16 protein-coding genes are annotated in these 16,343 nt (G+C 46.0%); 1 reads left to right on the plus strand and 15 read right to left on the minus strand.

The window, feature by feature from the left end:
* Positions 1-5 precede the first annotated feature (5 nt).
* Together V7R82_RS08360 and V7R82_RS08365 are read right to left on the minus strand one after the other, a co-directional pair.
* Positions 6-680, minus strand: coding sequence for a 5-oxoproline transporter, DUF969 family subunit (locus tag V7R82_RS08360; RefSeq protein WP_070756223.1), 675 nt, complete (start codon positions 678-680; stop codon positions 6-8).
* A gap of 171 nt (positions 681-851) precedes the next feature.
* Positions 852-1,961: a hypothetical protein gene (locus tag V7R82_RS08365; RefSeq protein ID WP_338542513.1), complete on the minus strand. Its 1,110-nt coding sequence runs from the start codon at positions 1,959-1,961 to the stop codon at positions 852-854.
* A 481-nt stretch (positions 1,962-2,442) separates the two neighbouring features.
* Between V7R82_RS08365 and V7R82_RS08370 the strand changes: the two genes are divergently transcribed.
* A complete protein-coding gene (locus V7R82_RS08370) occupies positions 2,443-3,528 on the plus strand; it encodes an aminotransferase class I/II-fold pyridoxal phosphate-dependent enzyme (protein WP_338542515.1) in 1,086 nt (361 codons plus the stop codon).
* Between the two features lie 78 nt (positions 3,529-3,606).
* Here V7R82_RS08370 and V7R82_RS08375 read toward each other — a convergent pair whose 3' ends face one another.
* From V7R82_RS08375 to purR, 13 genes are all read right to left on the minus strand, one after another.
* Positions 3,607-4,695 (minus strand): D-alanine--D-alanine ligase, encoded by a 1,089-nt coding sequence (locus tag V7R82_RS08375; protein ID WP_338542517.1) that lies wholly within the window; start codon positions 4,693-4,695, stop codon positions 3,607-3,609.
* Between the two features lie 20 nt (positions 4,696-4,715).
* Positions 4,716-5,465: a hypothetical protein gene (locus V7R82_RS08380; RefSeq protein ID WP_070756218.1), complete on the minus strand. Its 750-nt coding sequence runs from the start codon at positions 5,463-5,465 to the stop codon at positions 4,716-4,718.
* A gap of 60 nt (positions 5,466-5,525) precedes the next feature.
* Complete coding sequence (locus tag V7R82_RS08385; protein ID WP_070756217.1) at positions 5,526-6,098, minus strand: LemA family protein; 573 nt, start codon at positions 6,096-6,098, stop codon at positions 5,526-5,528.
* 142 nt (positions 6,099-6,240) lie between these two features.
* Positions 6,241-6,489 carry a type B 50S ribosomal protein L31 gene (locus V7R82_RS08390; protein ID WP_023391311.1) on the minus strand — a complete coding sequence of 83 codons (249 nt, stop codon included), beginning with the start codon at positions 6,487-6,489 and terminating at the stop codon, positions 6,241-6,243.
* Positions 6,490-6,643: 154 nt separating this feature from the next.
* Positions 6,644-7,162: an acyl-CoA thioesterase gene (locus V7R82_RS08395; protein ID WP_035363979.1), complete on the minus strand. Its 519-nt coding sequence runs from the start codon at positions 7,160-7,162 to the stop codon at positions 6,644-6,646.
* Positions 7,163-7,179: 17 nt separating this feature from the next.
* Positions 7,180-8,619 carry a proline--tRNA ligase gene (gene proS, locus V7R82_RS08400; protein WP_338542521.1) on the minus strand — a complete coding sequence of 480 codons (1,440 nt, stop codon included), beginning with the start codon at positions 8,617-8,619 and terminating at the stop codon, positions 7,180-7,182.
* Positions 8,620-8,955: 336 nt separating this feature from the next.
* The gene (gene lepB, locus V7R82_RS08405) at positions 8,956-9,558 is read right to left on the minus strand and encodes a signal peptidase I (protein WP_023391315.1); all 603 of its coding nucleotides are present in this window, start codon (positions 9,556-9,558) and stop codon (positions 8,956-8,958) included.
* Positions 9,559-9,693: 135 nt separating this feature from the next.
* On the minus strand, positions 9,694-10,602 hold the full coding sequence (locus tag V7R82_RS08410; protein ID WP_070756214.1) for a hypothetical protein: 909 nt from the start codon (positions 10,600-10,602) through the stop codon (positions 9,694-9,696).
* A 200-nt stretch (positions 10,603-10,802) separates the two neighbouring features.
* Positions 10,803-11,675: a hypothetical protein gene (locus tag V7R82_RS08415; protein ID WP_291427365.1), complete on the minus strand. Its 873-nt coding sequence runs from the start codon at positions 11,673-11,675 to the stop codon at positions 10,803-10,805.
* Positions 11,676-11,893: 218 nt separating this feature from the next.
* On the minus strand, positions 11,894-12,871 hold the full coding sequence (locus V7R82_RS08420; RefSeq protein ID WP_311469112.1) for a hypothetical protein: 978 nt from the start codon (positions 12,869-12,871) through the stop codon (positions 11,894-11,896).
* A gap of 30 nt (positions 12,872-12,901) precedes the next feature.
* Positions 12,902-13,897, minus strand: a complete 996-nt coding sequence (locus V7R82_RS08425; protein ID WP_291427367.1) for a ribose-phosphate diphosphokinase — start codon at positions 13,895-13,897, stop codon at positions 12,902-12,904.
* A gap of 18 nt (positions 13,898-13,915) precedes the next feature.
* Complete coding sequence (glmU, locus tag V7R82_RS08430; RefSeq protein ID WP_291453720.1) at positions 13,916-15,286, minus strand: bifunctional UDP-N-acetylglucosamine diphosphorylase/glucosamine-1-phosphate N-acetyltransferase GlmU; 1,371 nt, start codon at positions 15,284-15,286, stop codon at positions 13,916-13,918.
* Between the two features lie 126 nt (positions 15,287-15,412).
* Positions 15,413-16,291 carry a pur operon repressor gene (purR, locus tag V7R82_RS08435; RefSeq protein ID WP_070756209.1) on the minus strand — a complete coding sequence of 293 codons (879 nt, stop codon included), beginning with the start codon at positions 16,289-16,291 and terminating at the stop codon, positions 15,413-15,415.
* Positions 16,292-16,343: the final 52 nt, after the last annotated feature.

Genomic DNA, 16,343 nt, shown 5'->3' on the forward strand with positions numbered 1-16,343 from the left:
TTCCATTATTTTCTCCCCCTTCTATTCAGACTTTGCTGCCAGTATGCCATATAGAGTGCTACCACGATTAAGCTAGCAATCCCTACAGTCAGAGCTGTGTTGGCAACATCTGTTGCCGCCGCATCATAACCTGCTTCAGTTAAAGTAGAAATAATCAGCAAGACCCCTGAAGAACCGACAAAGATATTTTGAGAGTAGAAGTTGGCGATATTTTCTACGGCCGCACATTTACCCTTAATAGCGTCAACCTCCTCATCGCTTAAATCATCGCCGCATTTTTCTCGCACAGTGGCGTCGGTCATAGGATAAATCAAGGGGCGAACGAACTGAACATGTCCACCCAGAGGGATATGGAAGGCTAGGGACACCTCACGAATCAAGACATAGGTATACAGCAAAATAGGTGCCGTCAAGCCCTTGAGCTTACTAATCAGATGCTGGGCTTGTTGACGCAGGCCGAAGCGCTCTACCATAGCAATCATAGGAATTGGAATCAAGAAGATGGTGACCAAACGGTTCTTGACGAAGTTCTCCCCCAAGAGAATTAGCGCCTCTTGCCAGTTAATACCAGCCACCAAGGCTGTGGATAGGGCTGCTACAATTAAGACCGCCATGGTATCCAACTTAAGCGAAAAACCAAGGACAATAATAACAATACCAATTAATATGAACCAGTTCATACTGTCACTCCTTTCAAATTGTTTAATCTAAATATAGCGATTATCCTGCTCAAAGTAAAGCTTTTCCGAACAAAAAGCGCCTACTATATGTAAACGTCCGTTTTTTTAGTCCTGTATTCTGACTTAACCAAAAACCTCAAGAATCGGTTTAGTAGCCGATTCTTGAGGTTCTTAATTATTGCTGGTTTGTTCTGCCTGGATTTTCTCTTCCAGGTAATCAATAATGCGAGCTTCCTGCTCCTGGGCTCTAAGATTATGGGCACGAGGTAGTCGTTTCTTAGCTTGCGCCAAATGCTCCAGAGCCGTTACCACATCACCCTTGACCCGCCAGTGATAGGCGGCCTGGGCCGTTGAATTTTCTGGTCGCTTGGTTTTCAGCATGGCCACTAAGAGTGGATCTTCCAGTAAGGTCGTAATCAGGGGGGCTTCCGGATGTTGCAGGCTAGCCGCAAAAAGTAAGAGACGCAAGATTTCCTGACGATAGGGCGTCACCATATCCTCCCGTTCCTGGTAGATTTTCTTAGACAGGATATAGACTTCTTCGAACTGACCCTGATCCACTAGTTGCTCTAAGTCATAAAAAATCGTAGCATCAGTCAAGAAGTTCGTCTCATTAATAGTAACACGCCGTAGATAGCGATATTTCTCATCATAAGACTTACCACGATTGGCCCAGTAATTATCCTCTAACATTAGGAAGAAGACCAGGCGGTTTAATTCACTTTTGCTCAATAAAAGTAAGTTTTTGCCATCATTAAAACTCATGGGAATGGCGTTAGTCAGGCCCATTAAAATCCCTAGACTAGCAAAGACAAAGACATAGATATTAGGCCATAGCCAATAGGCCAAGACACTAGTCAAAATATTGGCCAGAAATCCACCCGCTAAGTAGAGCCTAAAGGGAAAATGTTGACTTTGATAGCGTGGTGGGCGCATCAAACACTGGCCACCTGTTCCGGCCACATGTTGCCAGCGAAACTTAAAGCCACCTGACTCTGTTTTTTCTAATTTTAAATCCATGACCCGGAAACTAACAAATTTATAACCCGTCAGCAGGCCACCAAGCAAGTGGCCCCCTTCATGAATAATAATATGTAAAATCGTGCTCACTATAAAGGTCGCCAGCAAATAGGTAATGGACACATGACGTATCTGATTGGCCAGTGAAGAACCGAAGAAGTGCCCAATCAGCAAGCCAACTGCAGCGCCGACTAAAAGACACAAGACTAAATAGCCTAGCTGAAGCAAAACCCAAGATTTTTTTGTATTTTTTTGCGCCATTATAGTTCCTCCCTTTCAGTCCAATTGGTCACCAATATAGTCTCTATTATACTGGATAGCACCTAGTGGTTCAAGGTCAAGAATTGCCACCGAGAGGTAATAATATGATTAAAGCCCATGACAGTCATATTAGTCAACTCAGGACAAAATGGCTCTGTTGACAGGCTTCTGCTTTCGTGTTACACTGAGGCAAATACTACTTCGATGACGAGATGAGTAAGTCAAGCCACGGTCTATAGAGAGCCCTAGTTGCTGCAAAGGGGTGGCCACCTTGACCCAAGATGGCCTCTGAGAATTTCACTGTTTTTCAGCCAGTGAGACGTTCGCAACGTTACTGCCAAGTCTTAGACTTACCAAGGTGCTTGCTGTGAGGCAAGTACAAAATCGGGTGGTACCACGAAGATTCGTCCCGGCGCGCAGGCCTTTTCCTGTGCGTCGGGCTTTTTCTTTGACCTATTAATCCATAAAGGAGTTGACCCTGATGACCCATCGTGACACTCAACTAGCCCAACTGGGCAACCGACAAGACCAACAGACTGGCGCAGTCTCCCTGCCTATTCACCTGTCTACCGCCTACGCCCATCCAGGTTTGGGCCAAAGTACAGGCTTTGACTATACCCGAACCAAAAACCCCACTCGTACGGTCTTAGAAGAAGGCCTGGCTGCCCTTGAAGGTGGCGCCCAAGCAGTGGTGACCTCTTCTGGTATGAGTGCCATCCAACTAGTCCTGGGCCTCTTCCCAGCTGGCAGTCAATTCCTGGTAACACGAGACGTATATGGGGGCAGCTTCCGCTACTTCGATAAGCTCCAAGCGCAAGGCTTCTATCAATTTACTTATTTCCAAGATTTTGAAGACTTGACCTCCTTAATTAGCGATCAAGTAGCTGCTGTCTTCGTCGAGACACCTACCAACCCGCTAATGCAGGAAATTGATTTGGCGGCTGTGGCCCAACTCTGTCAACACCACCAAACACGCCTTATCGTGGACAACACCTTCTTGACGCCCCTACGTCAACGTCCCCTAGAATTAGGGGCTGACCTAGTCATTCATTCAGGCACCAAATACCTGACTGGCCATAACGACATCTTGGCTGGTGTGGTGGTGGCCAAGGATGCTAGCTTGGGCGAGCAACTAGTCTGGTTGTCCAACACAACAGGCCCAACCTTGTCACCTTTTGACTGTTGGCTCTTTATCCGCTCACTTAAAACCCTGTCCCTGCGACTAGACCGGCAAGAAGCCAATGCCCAGGCCCTAGCCCAAGCCCTAAGCCAACACCCGCAAATCAAAGAAGTACTCTACCCTGGTCGCGGTGCCATGATGTCCATTAAGATTCAAGATGCCAGCAAGGTAGACAGCTTCTTACGCGCTCTCAAGGTCTTCACCTTTGCGGAGAGCTTAGGGGGTGTCGAAAGCTTCATCACCTATCCAACCACCCAAACCCATGCCGACATCCCGCAAGACATTCGCGAGTCTTATGGTTTAACAGCCGACTTACTACGAGTATCCGTAGGGATTGAAGACCCGCAAGATTTAATTGCGGACATTATTCAGGCCCTCAATGCCTAAGAAAAAGCGAAGTGCTTCTGCACTTCGCTTTTCTAATGCTATCAAAAACCACACAGCCTGCGCCATGTGGTTTTGTCTTTAACGACTTACTTGTTTATAAGCTTGCTTGTCTTCGAAGCTCTTAAGCGCTAACTGCAAGAGCTCTTCAATCAAGTCACGGGTATTAAGCCCGGTCGCTTCCCAAAGACAAGGATACATGCTGTAAGGGGTAAAGCCTGGCATGGTGTTAATTTCATTAATATAGATATCGTGGCTAGCCGTCACAAAGAAGTCAACCCTCGACAAGCCCTTGCCATCCAATGCGCGGTAGGCGCGTAGGGCATATTCTTGAATCTTGTCACTAATGGCGTCTGGCAATTGAGCCGGAATCTCCATTTCAACTGTGTTGTTGACATACTTTTCATCGTAGTCATAGAAATCAGCGGTCTTAACCAGACGGCCGACTACACTAGCGTGTGCGTCATCGTTGCCTAGAACTGCTACTTCGCATTCTTGAGCAGAAATCCCTTGTTCCACCACGATGCGACGGTCAAATTGCAGGGCTTTCTCTACGGCTGCACGCAGCTCTTCGGTTGTGGTGGCTTTAGAAATCCCCACGCTAGAGCCCATGTTAGCAGGCTTTACAAAGAGCGGATAGAGCAAGTTGCCCTCGCAGCGATTCATCCATTCCTCAGGGGACTGAGCCCATTCACGAGAATCAAAGGCCACGTATGGCACTTGTGGTAAGCCAGCTTGGTGGAAAAGTTGTTTGGAAATGACCTTGTCCATACCGCAGGCGCTAGCAGTCACGCCAGCCCCGACATAAGGCATACCCAAGACTTCCAAGAAACCTTGGATGGTCCCATCTTCGCCGTTAGGCCCATGTAAGATAGGAAAGACAATGGTATCTGCTTCCTTAATGTCGCCAGGTTGAATTAAGGTCCCGACTGATTGACCCTCTGGCCCCTCAGCCCAACATGCTTGCGGACCAGCGCTTAGGGCAAGTTGATTAGAGTGGCTAAGCGGACCTGATAAAGGCGCCCCCTTGAGCCAGTCTCCTTGCTTGGTAATATAAACTGGTTGTACTTCATAGTAATTGTACATGATGGACTGCATAATATTATGTGCTGAAATCAAGGAAATATCATGTTCAGCACTCTGCCCACCATAGAGTAAGACGATTTTCATGTAAAGTTCCTCCATCAATTTTAGATATTCAATACTAGGCGCCAATGGCTGGCACTAGTATCATAGACAATCTCCCCAATCTGCTCAGCCAAATTCTGATTCTGGGAGAGCAAGGTCAATTCATCTTCAATGACAAATAGGGGAACTAACCATTTTCCATTTAGGTAGTGAGCTTGCACAAAGTCTACTTTAATACCATTAGCAAATAAGGGAGCCAATTCCTCAGCTACGTGCGCAGGCAAAAGAGATACGGTCTGGCGCTTAGAGAAGAAAAGATTCTTATTCTCATTGACTAGCTCCGTCATGCGTTCGGTCATATTCCGAGCAAAGCGCGGGTAGAAGTCTTGAATATGCCGATAGAAGAGCTTGTTGAGCCCATTAGGTAAAGTGAGATAGACAAAGTTGTTCTGCAACTTATAGAAGAAAGCCGAGCGTAGGACATTGGAAGAGTGGAAGAGGTAAAGTAATTCCGCAATTTCCTGAGGAGTCAATTGATGCATGAGTTCAATGGATTCGAAGTCAATCCAGTTAGACATCCGCAGCTTCTGGGCTTGGACTGTCTCCATATACCGTAAGACTTCTGACCGTCCCCGCAAAATCTTGAAGTTGGTCTGCACATCAAAGCGACCAAAATTAGCCGGTGCTTCTGCCAAAATCAAGTTATTAGGTAAATTCTGTGCACTAAAGTCGTCACTAGTCAGACTTAGGGCCCGGGTCATCATATAGTTGGTAACCGAGTCATAATGCACATAGAGGTTAACCCGTTTCATCTCATGCCTCCTTTCCATGCTAGCTAGTAAGTCAATAATATAATGGGAGCAAGTTTAGACTTAGAAGCTTACTTTTGGTGCTTCTTTCGCTTCAGCTGGTGCTTGTAGGTAAGCTTTTGGTGCAAAACCACTTAAGCCAGCTACCAAGCTGTTAGGGAAGGTTTGGATCCCAGTGTTGTATTGGCCGATGCTTGAGTTGTAGATTTGACGTGCTTTGGCAATCAAGTCTTCAGTTTCTTCCAAGCTCCGTTGTAAGTCCAAGTAGTTTTGGTTAGCTTTGAGCTCAGGATAAGCTTCTGCTACAGCCAATAAACGAGATAAAGCGCCTGTCAATTGGTTTGATAATTCGTTCTTTTGCTCAGGTGTTGCATCCATTGGCAAGTTGACGATTTGTTGACGTGCCTTCACTACGGCATCTAAGGTTTCACTCTCGTGTTTAGAGTAACCTTTGACTGTTTCCACTAAGTTTGGAATTAAGTCGTTACGACGTTGGAGTTGCACGTCTACTTGGCTGAAGCTCTCTTCAGACCAGTTACGTAAACGAACTAAACGGTTGTAGACAGATGCCCAGAAGACTACTAATAGGACCACAATCCCAGCAATAATCCCTAAAACAGTCCATAATGTACTCATAAAAAAACATCCTTTCGAATTTTAGTCTCGTCCTCTATTATAAGCCAAAAACCTTGTCTTGTCACGCTTTGCGAAAGATTGTTAAGTAAAATCAAAAAAGAGCCCCGAGGGGCTCTTAGTCTTCTGTGGATAGAATAGTGGCTTATTTGTTGAAGCCGTACTTCTTGTTGAAGCGGTCCACACGACCATCTGCTTGGGTGAATTTTTGACGCCCAGTGTAGAATGGATGTGAATCAGACGAAATTTCCACGCGGATTAATGGGTAAGTGTTGCCATCTTCCCACTCAACCGTTTCGTTAGAAGTTTTCGTTGAACCTGACAAGAATTTGTAACCAGTAGTAGTGTCCATGAAGACAACTGGTTGGTAGTTTGGATGAATATCTGGTCTCATTTATGAACTTCCTTTCTGCCCTAGGCTATTTGCTAGTCTAGAGTTATTTGTCTGCACTCGGTGCAACACTAATATCATACCTAATTCTCTGCCAAATGTAAAGAATAAATTTGGCCCTTAACTAGAAAAGCTAGCACCTGGCGTCAGACAGGCCTTAGTGGATATCCCAGGGAAAATCCAAGTTGAGGCCTGACTGGAATTGAGCCGATGCTTTGCGTTCGGCCATGCGTTTGGCCTGGCGTTCTGGGTAGCCTGCGCAGACGAAGATTTCCTCTGGGCCCTCTGGCTGAATAGGGGCGACCTCAACCGAAGCCCCCGTCTCATCGATGGCCACAAAGGTCAAGAAGGCCGTCGCTGCTAAATAACGTTCCCCCGTCTCAAGGCGTTCCCCTACTACCTTGGCAAAGACTTCGACCGAGGTACGGCCGGTACCTGTGACAATGGTTTCCACACAGACGGAGTCAGACAAGTGCAGAGGCCGGATAAAGTTGAGCTGGTCCATCGAGGCCGTCACACAGAGACTGCGCGTATGGCGGGACACTGTAATACTGGCACAGTTATCAATGAATTCCATGAGCTGACCGCCATAGAGGGTTTGGTGCATATTACAATGGAAAGGTAGAATACGGTGGGTTTGCACCGCTCGTGATTCGCGGCAAAACTTAGCCTCCATCTTAGCTTCCTTCTTTCTTAGTAGGCCCGCGCCAACCATACGGTGTGTTTAGCCGGTTGGCCTGTCACGATACAGGTTGCTTTCTCTGGCACTTGACCTGCAAATGGAATGTTACGCGTGGTGAAGCCAGTTTCTTCCTTAATCTTGGCTTCGCTCTCTTCAGTGCCATCCCAACCTGCTAACACCCAACCAGGCACTTGGCCAGCTGCCCGCTTGCTTTCGATGTGGGCTTTGAGCTCATCTAAGCTATTGATGTCTGTATAGTAGTTGGCTTGGTTCATTTGGCGCGCCTTTTCTAAGAGTCGTCCTTGCATGCTAGCCAATTCCGCTTGAACGCTAGCCAAGAAGTTGTCAAATGGTACGGCTACTTTGTCATCTAAGTCGCGAGCCTTCATCATGACTTGCGCATTTTCTAAGTCGCGTGGACCACACTCAATCCGAACTGGCACCCCACGAAGTTCCCATTCATTGAATTTGAAACCTGGCGAGTTGTTGCTGTCGTCTACGCGGCAACGGATACCTGCAGCTTTAAGTTGTGCCTGTAATTCATGGATTTTGTCCAGAATGGCTGGGTTCTTTTGCCATGGACCTACTGGAACGAAGACTACTTGAGTTGGGGCCACTGCTGGTGGCAAGACCAAGCCCTTGTCATCGCCGTGAGTCATAATCATAGCCCCAATCAAGCGAGTGGATACCCCGAATGAGCTAGTGTGGGCATAAACGTGCTCGTTATCTGTATTGAGGTAACGGATGTCGAAAGCCTCCGCAAACTTGGTCCCCATGTAGTGTGAAGTCCCAGCTTGAACGGCTTTGCCGTCTTGCATCATGGCTTCAATGGAGAAGGTGCTAACAGCCCCGGCAAAGCGCTCAGAAGGTGTTTTCTCACCGTCTACGACTGGCACAGCCAAGACACCTTCCACGACTTCCTTATAGATTTGGAGCATACGCATGGTGCGCTCTAAGGCTTCTTGACCGTCGGCGTGGGCCGTATGGCCTTCTTGCCAGAGGAACTCAGAGGTCCGCAAGAATGGTAAGGTCTTCTTCTCCCAACGGAACACGTTAGCCCATTGGTTGATTTCGAGTGGTAGGTCACGGTAGGACTGGATCCAGTTGGAGAAGGCATCCCCAATAATGGTCTCAGAAGTTGGACGTAAGGCCAAACGTTCTTCTAATTTCTCACCGGCCGCTTCCGTTACCCATGGTAATTCTGGGCTAAAGCCTTCGATGTGATCCTTCTCCTTGTTGAAGAATGATTCAGGAATTAACATTGGGAAGTAGGCATTACGGATGCCCTCTTCCTTGAAACGAGCATCCATGGCTTTTTGGATATGTTCCCAGATTTCATAGCCATCTGGTTTAAAAATCATACAGCCTCGCACTGGCGAGTAGTCCATTAAATCTGCTTGTTGAATGGTTTGTAAATACCATTTTGAGAAATCTTCTTGTCTTGTTACCATCTGGTAAACCTCCTTACAAAAAATCGTGACTGTGCCCCATCCTTAATCAAGGACGAAGCACAGTCACTCCGCGGTACCACCTTGTTTGCCGACATAGACGCCGGCCAACTTATAGCCGATAAGGAGGCCAACCCACTTGTTCTCTTCAATAGTAGGTTCCAAGCCACCAGAGGGTATGCATCTTCCAGCCAAGGACGCACTCTCTAAAACCATAGGGACTGTACTAGTCTATTTACAGCTATAAATATACGCATTTTTAAGCCCTTTGTCAAGCTGTCCTCTGCTGGCTCCTAGCAAGAAAAAAGGTCCAGGACTGCGTCCCTGGACCTGACTCACTTAGCGGTTCACAATTTGCCCCGCATCATTTAATTTATACTTTTGCAAGAGGCCTAGGCGATTTAAAGGCCAATAGCTGACATCGGCTTCCCCTTCGACCGTGTTGGCATCAATAAAGCCAAAGGAACGGCCGTCTAGTGAGTTCTGACGGTTATCCCCCAAGACGAAGTACTTACCTTCTGGCACTGTGCTAGCTCCTGCAACTTGAGCTAGGGTGAAGTTTTGCGTGAAGTTGCCATTTGGATTGGCTGCCTGGTACTCCTTCACCTTCTCAGCTAAGTATGGCTCGTCAGTAGCCACGCCATTGAGGTAAAGTTTGTCGTCGCGCACTTCAATGGTGTCACCTGGCACGCCAATGACCCTTTTGATGTAACGTTTGCTAGGGTCGCTCGGCGCCTTAATAACTACCACGTCGAAACGTTCGATTTTAGCCAGTTTCCACATAAAGAGACGTTCATCATGTTGTAAAGTATAGTCCATCGAGTGTCCATCCACACGGAAGGACTCCACCACAAAATGACGCAAGGCGAAAACCGCCGCTACCATAATAATTAAGTAAACCAGGAATTCTAAGACTTCCTTGGCAATTGCTTTGATATTCATATTATCCCTCCAGGATTCATCTACCTCTTCATTATACCTTAAGGCTTAGAGGACAAGCAATCCTGAGCACTTTTGATGCTAAAATAAATCCTAGACAAGAAAAAGCTAGGACCAAGTCCTAGCCTTATTGCTTGCTTATTCTTCAGAAGATGAAGCGGAATTAGCATTGCCAGCCCCTGCTTCAGGTTCCTTGATATCAACTGGTTGGTTGTGGTTGCTTACAGTCACAGAGAAAGTCACATCCACTGTTTGTGGTGCGTCGTCGCCCTCAGCCAATTTAGGATTTACTTGAGCCACGTCTACATGAAGGACAAGGTTGAAAGCTTTGATGAAGTGAGTTTCTTTATCATAGCTCACTACCAAGCTAGGGTTCAATTCGAAGAACTTCTTGAAGTTCTCAGCAGTGAAGACCTTGCTGAAGCTTTCTTCGCTAACGTTTTGACCTGCTTGTTTAGCTTGGTCTAGAGCCGCTTGTTGCAATTTCTTGAAGAGGGCTTCGTGATCTTGATAGAACTTAGCACCATCAATGTTTTGTTTGAGGGAAACTTGATACTCGTCATCTTTTGCTTCCACATTGAATAATTCAGAAAGAGCTGTATTAAATTCTTTGTCTAACTCAGAATTTGTCTTAGCTACTTCTAAAAACTTGGCATAAGCTTTTTGGAATTCTTGTTTGTTGACGGAAACATCTGATACATGCCAGTCTTTGTCTCCTTCACGGAAGAAGGCTTTGGCACCTTTTACCACTGCCTCAAATTGGCCATTGGTGGTTGGTGGCAATTGTAAATCAAGTGAACCTTGGAGTTCAGCATTCTTAACATCCACGTCACCTGTTAGGTTAGCCGTTAAACTACGTGGTGTAGTCTTAGTAGTACCAATAACGGACAGGCTAGATTCCAAGTGGAAAGTCTCCAACTTGAGTGCTGCTTCGTTGGCTTGGGCCATCAAATCAGCGAAAGATGGGGCAGCATCTTGAGCTGCAGCGAAAGGTAATTGGCTAAAGAAAGCCAAGAAGACTACTAACACTTTGACTAATTTTTTCATTTTCATTCCTCCTCTTAGTCTCAGTTACATTGCAGGAGTTGACTAGTCAAACTCCTGTTAATTTTATGCTAACACTTTAGAGCTTAGACTTCAAGTCTTTCCTCCTATAAATCAGACATCAGTAGAATAACCATCGTTTTTTGCTAGCGACCAGTTAGCAAGCTACAAAAAAGCACCCCTAGGGGTGCTTTCATTACGGATTAGTGGTTTTCTAATTCGATTGGTTGGTTGTAGTCTTTAGCTTCTAAGTTAGCTTGCACAGCGATATTGCCTGGTGCACCTTGAGCTGATTGAGCTGGTAAGAAGTCAGCAGGTTTCAAGTTAACATCAAGGGTAACCTTAGAAACTAAGAAAGTAGATTTGTTGTAACGAATTTCTACTTTAGGGTTTGATGCAAAGAATTTTTCCATGGTATCAGCGCTGAAAAGCTTGTCGAAGGTTGCTTTTTGTTGATCAGATACAGATTGACCGTTAGCTTCTGATTGTTTTAAAGCTTGCTCCTTAACGCGTTCGAAGGTTGCTTTGTTATCTTCGTAGAATTTCTTCCCGTCGATGCCTTGTTTGAGGGCGTAAACATAGTCTTCGCCGTCTTCTTTGATTTCAAAGTATTGACCTAAAGTAGCTTCTTGTTCAGGAGTTAAATCCTTGTATGCTTCTTTCATTGCGTTTTGGAGAGCTGTCTTGAATTGGTTACGTTGCGCAGAGTAGTCTGCCTTTGTCCAATCTTTATCGCCAGTTTGAGTTGATAAGGTGTCATCTTTCAATTGGAAAGCTTGTTTCTGAGCAGATGGAGACAATTGGCTTGCAATCTCAACTTTACCTTCACCTTGAACGTTCTCTAAGTCTAACTCTGTTTCAAAGTTAACGTTAGCGAAGTTAACTTTAGTCCCGTTTTGGTCGAAAGCAACAGTTAAGTTACCTTTTAAGTCTACAGACTTCACAGTTTTCAAAGCTGCATCAGCTTTGCTGAAGAGTTCATTCAAACCTACAGCATGTGCAGTTGTAGCAGGTGTAGTAGCGAATACAGTAGCAGCCACAGCTGTTACAGCAAAAAATTTCTTGATGGATTTCATCATCATTCTCCTTTACGTAAAAGATTTTACATGTTCCTATTATAACGCGCTCAGCTTAAATTACAACCAAAAGCCCTCGATTTCATATAAATTTCATACTTTAGACCGAGAAAAAGCCCTTTATTCCGAACAAAACACAGGGTCTAAAGCAAGGAAAGTTCGTCCCTGGCCTTGGGTCTACAAAAAAGCAGCCCCTAGGGGCTGCTAGAAAATTGTCCTTATTCTGAAGCAGAACTTGAAGAGCTGTCTTCACTTGATTCTGTCAAGCGACTTGACTCAGACTCTGAACCAGGTAATTTTTCTTCTGGCACTCTAATCTCGCGGCTCTCGTTGAAGCCGTCGAAGGTCATTTCTGCATTGTAGTAGAAGCTATAGAGACCAAATTGTTCAACTTCTTTGCTATCTAGGAAGTCTGTGAAGCGCAAGGTCACTTCCACCTTATAAGATGTCACCAGGTAGCTATCCTTAGCAAAATGAACTTCATAAACCGGCTTGCTTTCCAAGAACTTGCTTAAGGTCTCAGCACTGTAGAAACGGTCAACTTGTGCCTTGTAGCTTGGCGACACTTTTTCGCCACGCTCTTCCATCTCATCATAGATTCGTTGCTTAAATTCATCCAAAGCAGCCTTGTTATCATCGAAGAGTTTCTTGGCATCAATATCATCGCGAAGACTAAGTACATACTCGCTATCTGTCTCAGTGAGCTTGAAAATTTGCTTGATTAGCTCATCATGTTGAGCCAAAGCCTTAACGACTTCGTCTTTAGCAGGGAAGTTGAAACCTTCACGCTCTAAAGTTCTCTTAAAATCAGCTTTTTCCGCGCCAGTATCTTCCACTTGGGCGATGCGATCATCAATTTCATAGAAGGTTTGATTATCCTTCAGACCCCAACGAATATTGCGGAATTGCGGCAGGAAAATTGAATCAATGACCATATTCAGATCAACGTTTAGGTTTTGGATATCGACATAACCATCGACTTGCACTTGGCCTAGGTCCATATGTTGGGTCTGACGATCAATGGCAGCCTTGAGCGTCCCTTGGGTGTGGAAGCTCTTGAGGCCACGGTAGGCTTCATAGCTACGGCCTAAAAGTTCAGAGATTGCTAAATCTTCTGCTTGTACTTTAGGTAAAGAGATGAAAATCAGGGTCAGGGCCATTAAAAGAGCGGCCATTTTTTTGAAGAATTGTTTCATGGGGTTCTTCCTTTCTAGACTGGAATAGGATTAGTCTTCCTTGCTTAAATCTTCCAACTTGAATTTTTCTTGGAAGAGTGGACTTACTGAACGGTTTTCGTGGATACGCTTGATAGCTTCCCCGACTAAAGTGCCGACAGAAATCGTTTGGAGTTTGTCTAAGTGGCGACCTTCTGGTTGTTGGATAGAGTCGGTCACGATGACTTCTTTGATTTCAGATTCATCTAAGCGCTCGACAGCTGGACCAGATAGGACAGCATGGGTACAGCAAGCATAGACGGAATCAGCACCCTTATCTAGGAGGGCGGCTGCCGCTAAGGTAATGGTCCCTGCGGTATCAATCATGTCATCGATAATGATACATTTCTTGCCTGCCACATCCCCGATAATGTTCATGACTTCAGAGACATTAGGACGCGGACGGCGTTTGTCGATAATGGCAATCGGCGACTTGAGGAAGTCGGCCAGTTTGCGAGCCCGCACTACCCCACCGTGGTCAGGAGAAACAACCACGACATCTTCCCCGAAGAGGCCTTTTTCTAAGAAATAGTCAGCCAAGAGTGGCACCCCAATTAAGTGGTCCACTGGGATATCGAAGAAGCCTTGAATTTGCGGTGCATGCAAGTCTAAGGTTAAGACACGGTCTGCCCCGGCAATAGTAATCATGTTAGCAACTAATTTAGCGGTAATTGGTTCACGCGACTGAGCCTTACGTTCTTGACGCGCATAGCCGTAGTATGGCATGACTACGTTAATAGTCTTGGCACTTGCCCGGCGTAAAGCGTCAATCATAATCAAGAGTTCCATCAAGTTGTCGTTGACTGGGTCAGAAGTCGACTGCACGATGTAGACGTGCGCCCCCCGAATACTTTCTTCCACGTTGACCTTGACTTCACCGTCTGAAAAACGCGAAATACTAATTTTCCCTAGTTCTAAACCAACTGCCTCTGCAATCTTCTCTGCCAAAGGACGGTTTGAACTCAAAGAGAAAATCTTCAACTTCGGATCTTTATAATGTTTACCCACAATGGTTCCTCCTAAAAATTACTTTTTGCTAAATTTTTGCCAATAGTTGGGAATGTTGTCTTGCTTGACACGGGAAATGGCCAAGGCTTGATCTGGCACGTCGCGTGTCACGGTGGTACCCGCCGCAATAAAGGTTTGGTCGCCAATCTTAACTGGTGAGACAATGTTAGCATTACAGCCGATAAAGGCTTGGTCACCTATGGTCGAACGATGCTTCTTCTTACCATCATAGTTGACGAAGATAGTCCCGCAACCGATATTGATATCACGACCTAGGTCAGCATCGCCAATATAGGTTAGGTGGCCTGACTTGACACCTGCCCCTAAAGTAGAGTTCTTAACTTCGACGAAGTTGCCGATATGAACATCTTGGCCTAGGTGGCTATTTGGCCGCAAGTGGGCAAATGGTCCCACAGTAGCACCAGTGGCGACCGTCGAAGACTCGATAACGGATTGGGTCACAGATACGCCATCCGCTAATTGGCTGTCATGGATTTCAGTATTGGCCCCGATTTGGCACTGAGCCCCAATACGGGTTTGGCCCTTGAGGCTAACATTAGCTTCCAAAATGGTATCTGAACCAATGACCACATCGGCTTCAATATAGGTTGAAGCTGGATCTATCATGGTCACGCCTTGGCGCATATGATATTCATTAATGCGGCGGCGCATAGATTGGGTCGCTTCCGCTAGGGCTACTCGGTCGTTAACCCCAATGGCTTCGGTCTCATCTGCCATAACGTAAGCAGCTACAGTCCGCCCTGCTTGACGGGCTAGAGCAATGACATCCGGCAAGTAGTATTCGCCTTGGGCGTTGTCGTTGCCGACACGTTTGAGGCAATCAAACAATAATTGATTGTCGAAGACATAGGTCCCCGTGTTGAATTCACGAATCAGCGCCTCTTGCTCTGTGGCATCCTTCTGTTCCACAATCTTCAGAACTTGTCCCTCAGCGTCACGGACAATCCGTCCGTAACCTGTCGCGTCTTCGGTAACAGCGGTCAAAATGGTTGCCCCTGCCCCTTGCGCTTGATGATAGTCAAAAAGGGCCGATAAAGTCTCAGCAGTTAAGAGCGGTGTATCACCACAAATCACCAGAGTGCTGCCCGCTAAATGTCCCAAGGCAGCTTCTGCCTGTAAGACTGCGTGGCCTGTCCCTAGTTGTTCTGCCTGTAAGGCATAGCTAGACTTATCGCCCAAGTAGGCTTGTACAGCTTCCGCTCCATGCCCCACGATGGTGACGATTTGATTGACACCGCTGGCTTCAACCGCTCGCACCACATGGGCTACCATAGGCAAACCACACACGGGGTGTAGCACCTTATAGAGGGAAGATTTCATGCGTGTGCCCTTCCCTGCAGCTAGAATGACTGCCATCCGATTCTCCATTCATCATACTCCTTTGCTTACTACGTACGACATGGCACGTTGATTTCGTAATCTACCGATACTATTATACCGATTTCAGGCGCAGATATCCAATCGAATTATCTTTTTTTATCAATTTGTTATTTTCTAGTGTAGAGACGTTGTGAATGGTTCGAAAGCCTCTCCTTCTGTGAAGAAGCTGCCAGGTTCCGTATAGAGCTCAAAATGTTCGATTTCTGGGTTATAGACCATTTGAATCTTCATCAAGGACTCGTGAGGTGGCAATTTTTGCTTTTCTTGGTCCGTATTCTCCGCAAAGACACAGACACCGGCTAGCTGACACTCAAATTCATCCAGCATAGACAAGAGACCAAAAATAGTCCCTCCATTGCGGAGGAAGTCGTCAACAATCAAAACCTTACTTCTAGGCGCTAAGGCTAGTTTGGATAGCTCCATCTTGTTGACGGTTTGCAGAGAGCCAGATAGATAGCTAATAGAAATAGTTGACCCTTCAGCGTCACGTGAGTCACGACGCACCACCACGTGAGGGACATTGAGATAGCGAGCAACAGCGACTGCCAAGCCAATCCCCTTGGTCTCAATGGTCATAACAGCATCCACGCCACTACGTTGGTAACGAGAGGCAATCAACTTACCTAAACGGTTAAGAATGTCAGAATCTTGCAAGACATCGCCCATATAAATATAGTTGCCAGGCAGGACCCGCTTGCCGGACTCCATTTTCTTAGCGACACGCTGAAAAAGATCCTTCAAGTCACGATCTTGAATGGTGGGGTAGAAGATAATGCCGCCGGACACCCCTGCTACAGTCCGAATATCCCCTAAATCATTCTCTTGAAACACGTCGCGTACAAAGTTGATATCTTCACTGATCGAGGACTTGGCAGAATCAAAGTAATCTGCAAAGAAGGACAAGGTGACTAGCTGATTGGGATGTTCCATTAAGTACTGGCATATGAAAACAATCCGATGATTGCGTTTAAATTTCTTGGCTTCTACACCCATGATACACAACTCCTTTTTGGTTTGACTCTATTATATCAGATACTTGAACATT

The organism is Abiotrophia defectiva ATCC 49176, assembly GCF_037041345.1.
Lineage (GTDB): Bacteria > Bacillota > Bacilli > Lactobacillales > Aerococcaceae > Abiotrophia.

Bases quoted from the DNA above. Each gene is read 5' to 3' on its own strand.
- lepB (WP_023391315.1), bottom strand. From the start codon at position 9,558: ATGAATATCAAAGCAATTGCCAAGGAAGTCTTAGAATTCCTGGTTTAC.
- V7R82_RS08410 (WP_070756214.1), bottom strand. From the start codon at position 10,602: ATGAAAAAATTAGTCAAAGTGTTAGTAGTCTTCTTGGCTTTCTTTAGC.
- V7R82_RS08375 (WP_338542517.1), bottom strand. From the start codon at position 4,695: ATGAAAATCGTCTTACTCTATGGTGGGCAGAGTGCTGAACATGATATT.
- V7R82_RS08390 (WP_023391311.1), bottom strand. From the start codon at position 6,489: ATGAGACCAGATATTCATCCAAACTACCAACCAGTTGTCTTCATGGAC.
- V7R82_RS08395 (WP_035363979.1), bottom strand. From the start codon at position 7,162: ATGGAGGCTAAGTTTTGCCGCGAATCACGAGCGGTGCAAACCCACCGT.
- glmU (WP_291453720.1), bottom strand. From the start codon at position 15,286: ATGGAGAATCGGATGGCAGTCATTCTAGCTGCAGGGAAGGGCACACGC.
- V7R82_RS08360 (WP_070756223.1), bottom strand. From the start codon at position 680: ATGAACTGGTTCATATTAATTGGTATTGTTATTATTGTCCTTGGTTTT.
- V7R82_RS08420 (WP_311469112.1), bottom strand. From the start codon at position 12,871: ATGAAACAATTCTTCAAAAAAATGGCCGCTCTTTTAATGGCCCTGACC.
- V7R82_RS08365 (WP_338542513.1), bottom strand. From the start codon at position 1,961: ATGGCGCAAAAAAATACAAAAAAATCTTGGGTTTTGCTTCAGCTAGGC.
- purR (WP_070756209.1), bottom strand. From the start codon at position 16,291: ATGGGTGTAGAAGCCAAGAAATTTAAACGCAATCATCGGATTGTTTTC.
- V7R82_RS08370 (WP_338542515.1), top strand. From the start codon at position 2,443: ATGACCCATCGTGACACTCAACTAGCCCAACTGGGCAACCGACAAGAC.
- V7R82_RS08380 (WP_070756218.1), bottom strand. From the start codon at position 5,465: ATGAAACGGGTTAACCTCTATGTGCATTATGACTCGGTTACCAACTAT.
- V7R82_RS08385 (WP_070756217.1), bottom strand. From the start codon at position 6,098: ATGAGTACATTATGGACTGTTTTAGGGATTATTGCTGGGATTGTGGTC.
- V7R82_RS08415 (WP_291427365.1), bottom strand. From the start codon at position 11,675: ATGAAATCCATCAAGAAATTTTTTGCTGTAACAGCTGTGGCTGCTACT.
- proS (WP_338542521.1), bottom strand. From the start codon at position 8,619: ATGGTAACAAGACAAGAAGATTTCTCAAAATGGTATTTACAAACCATT.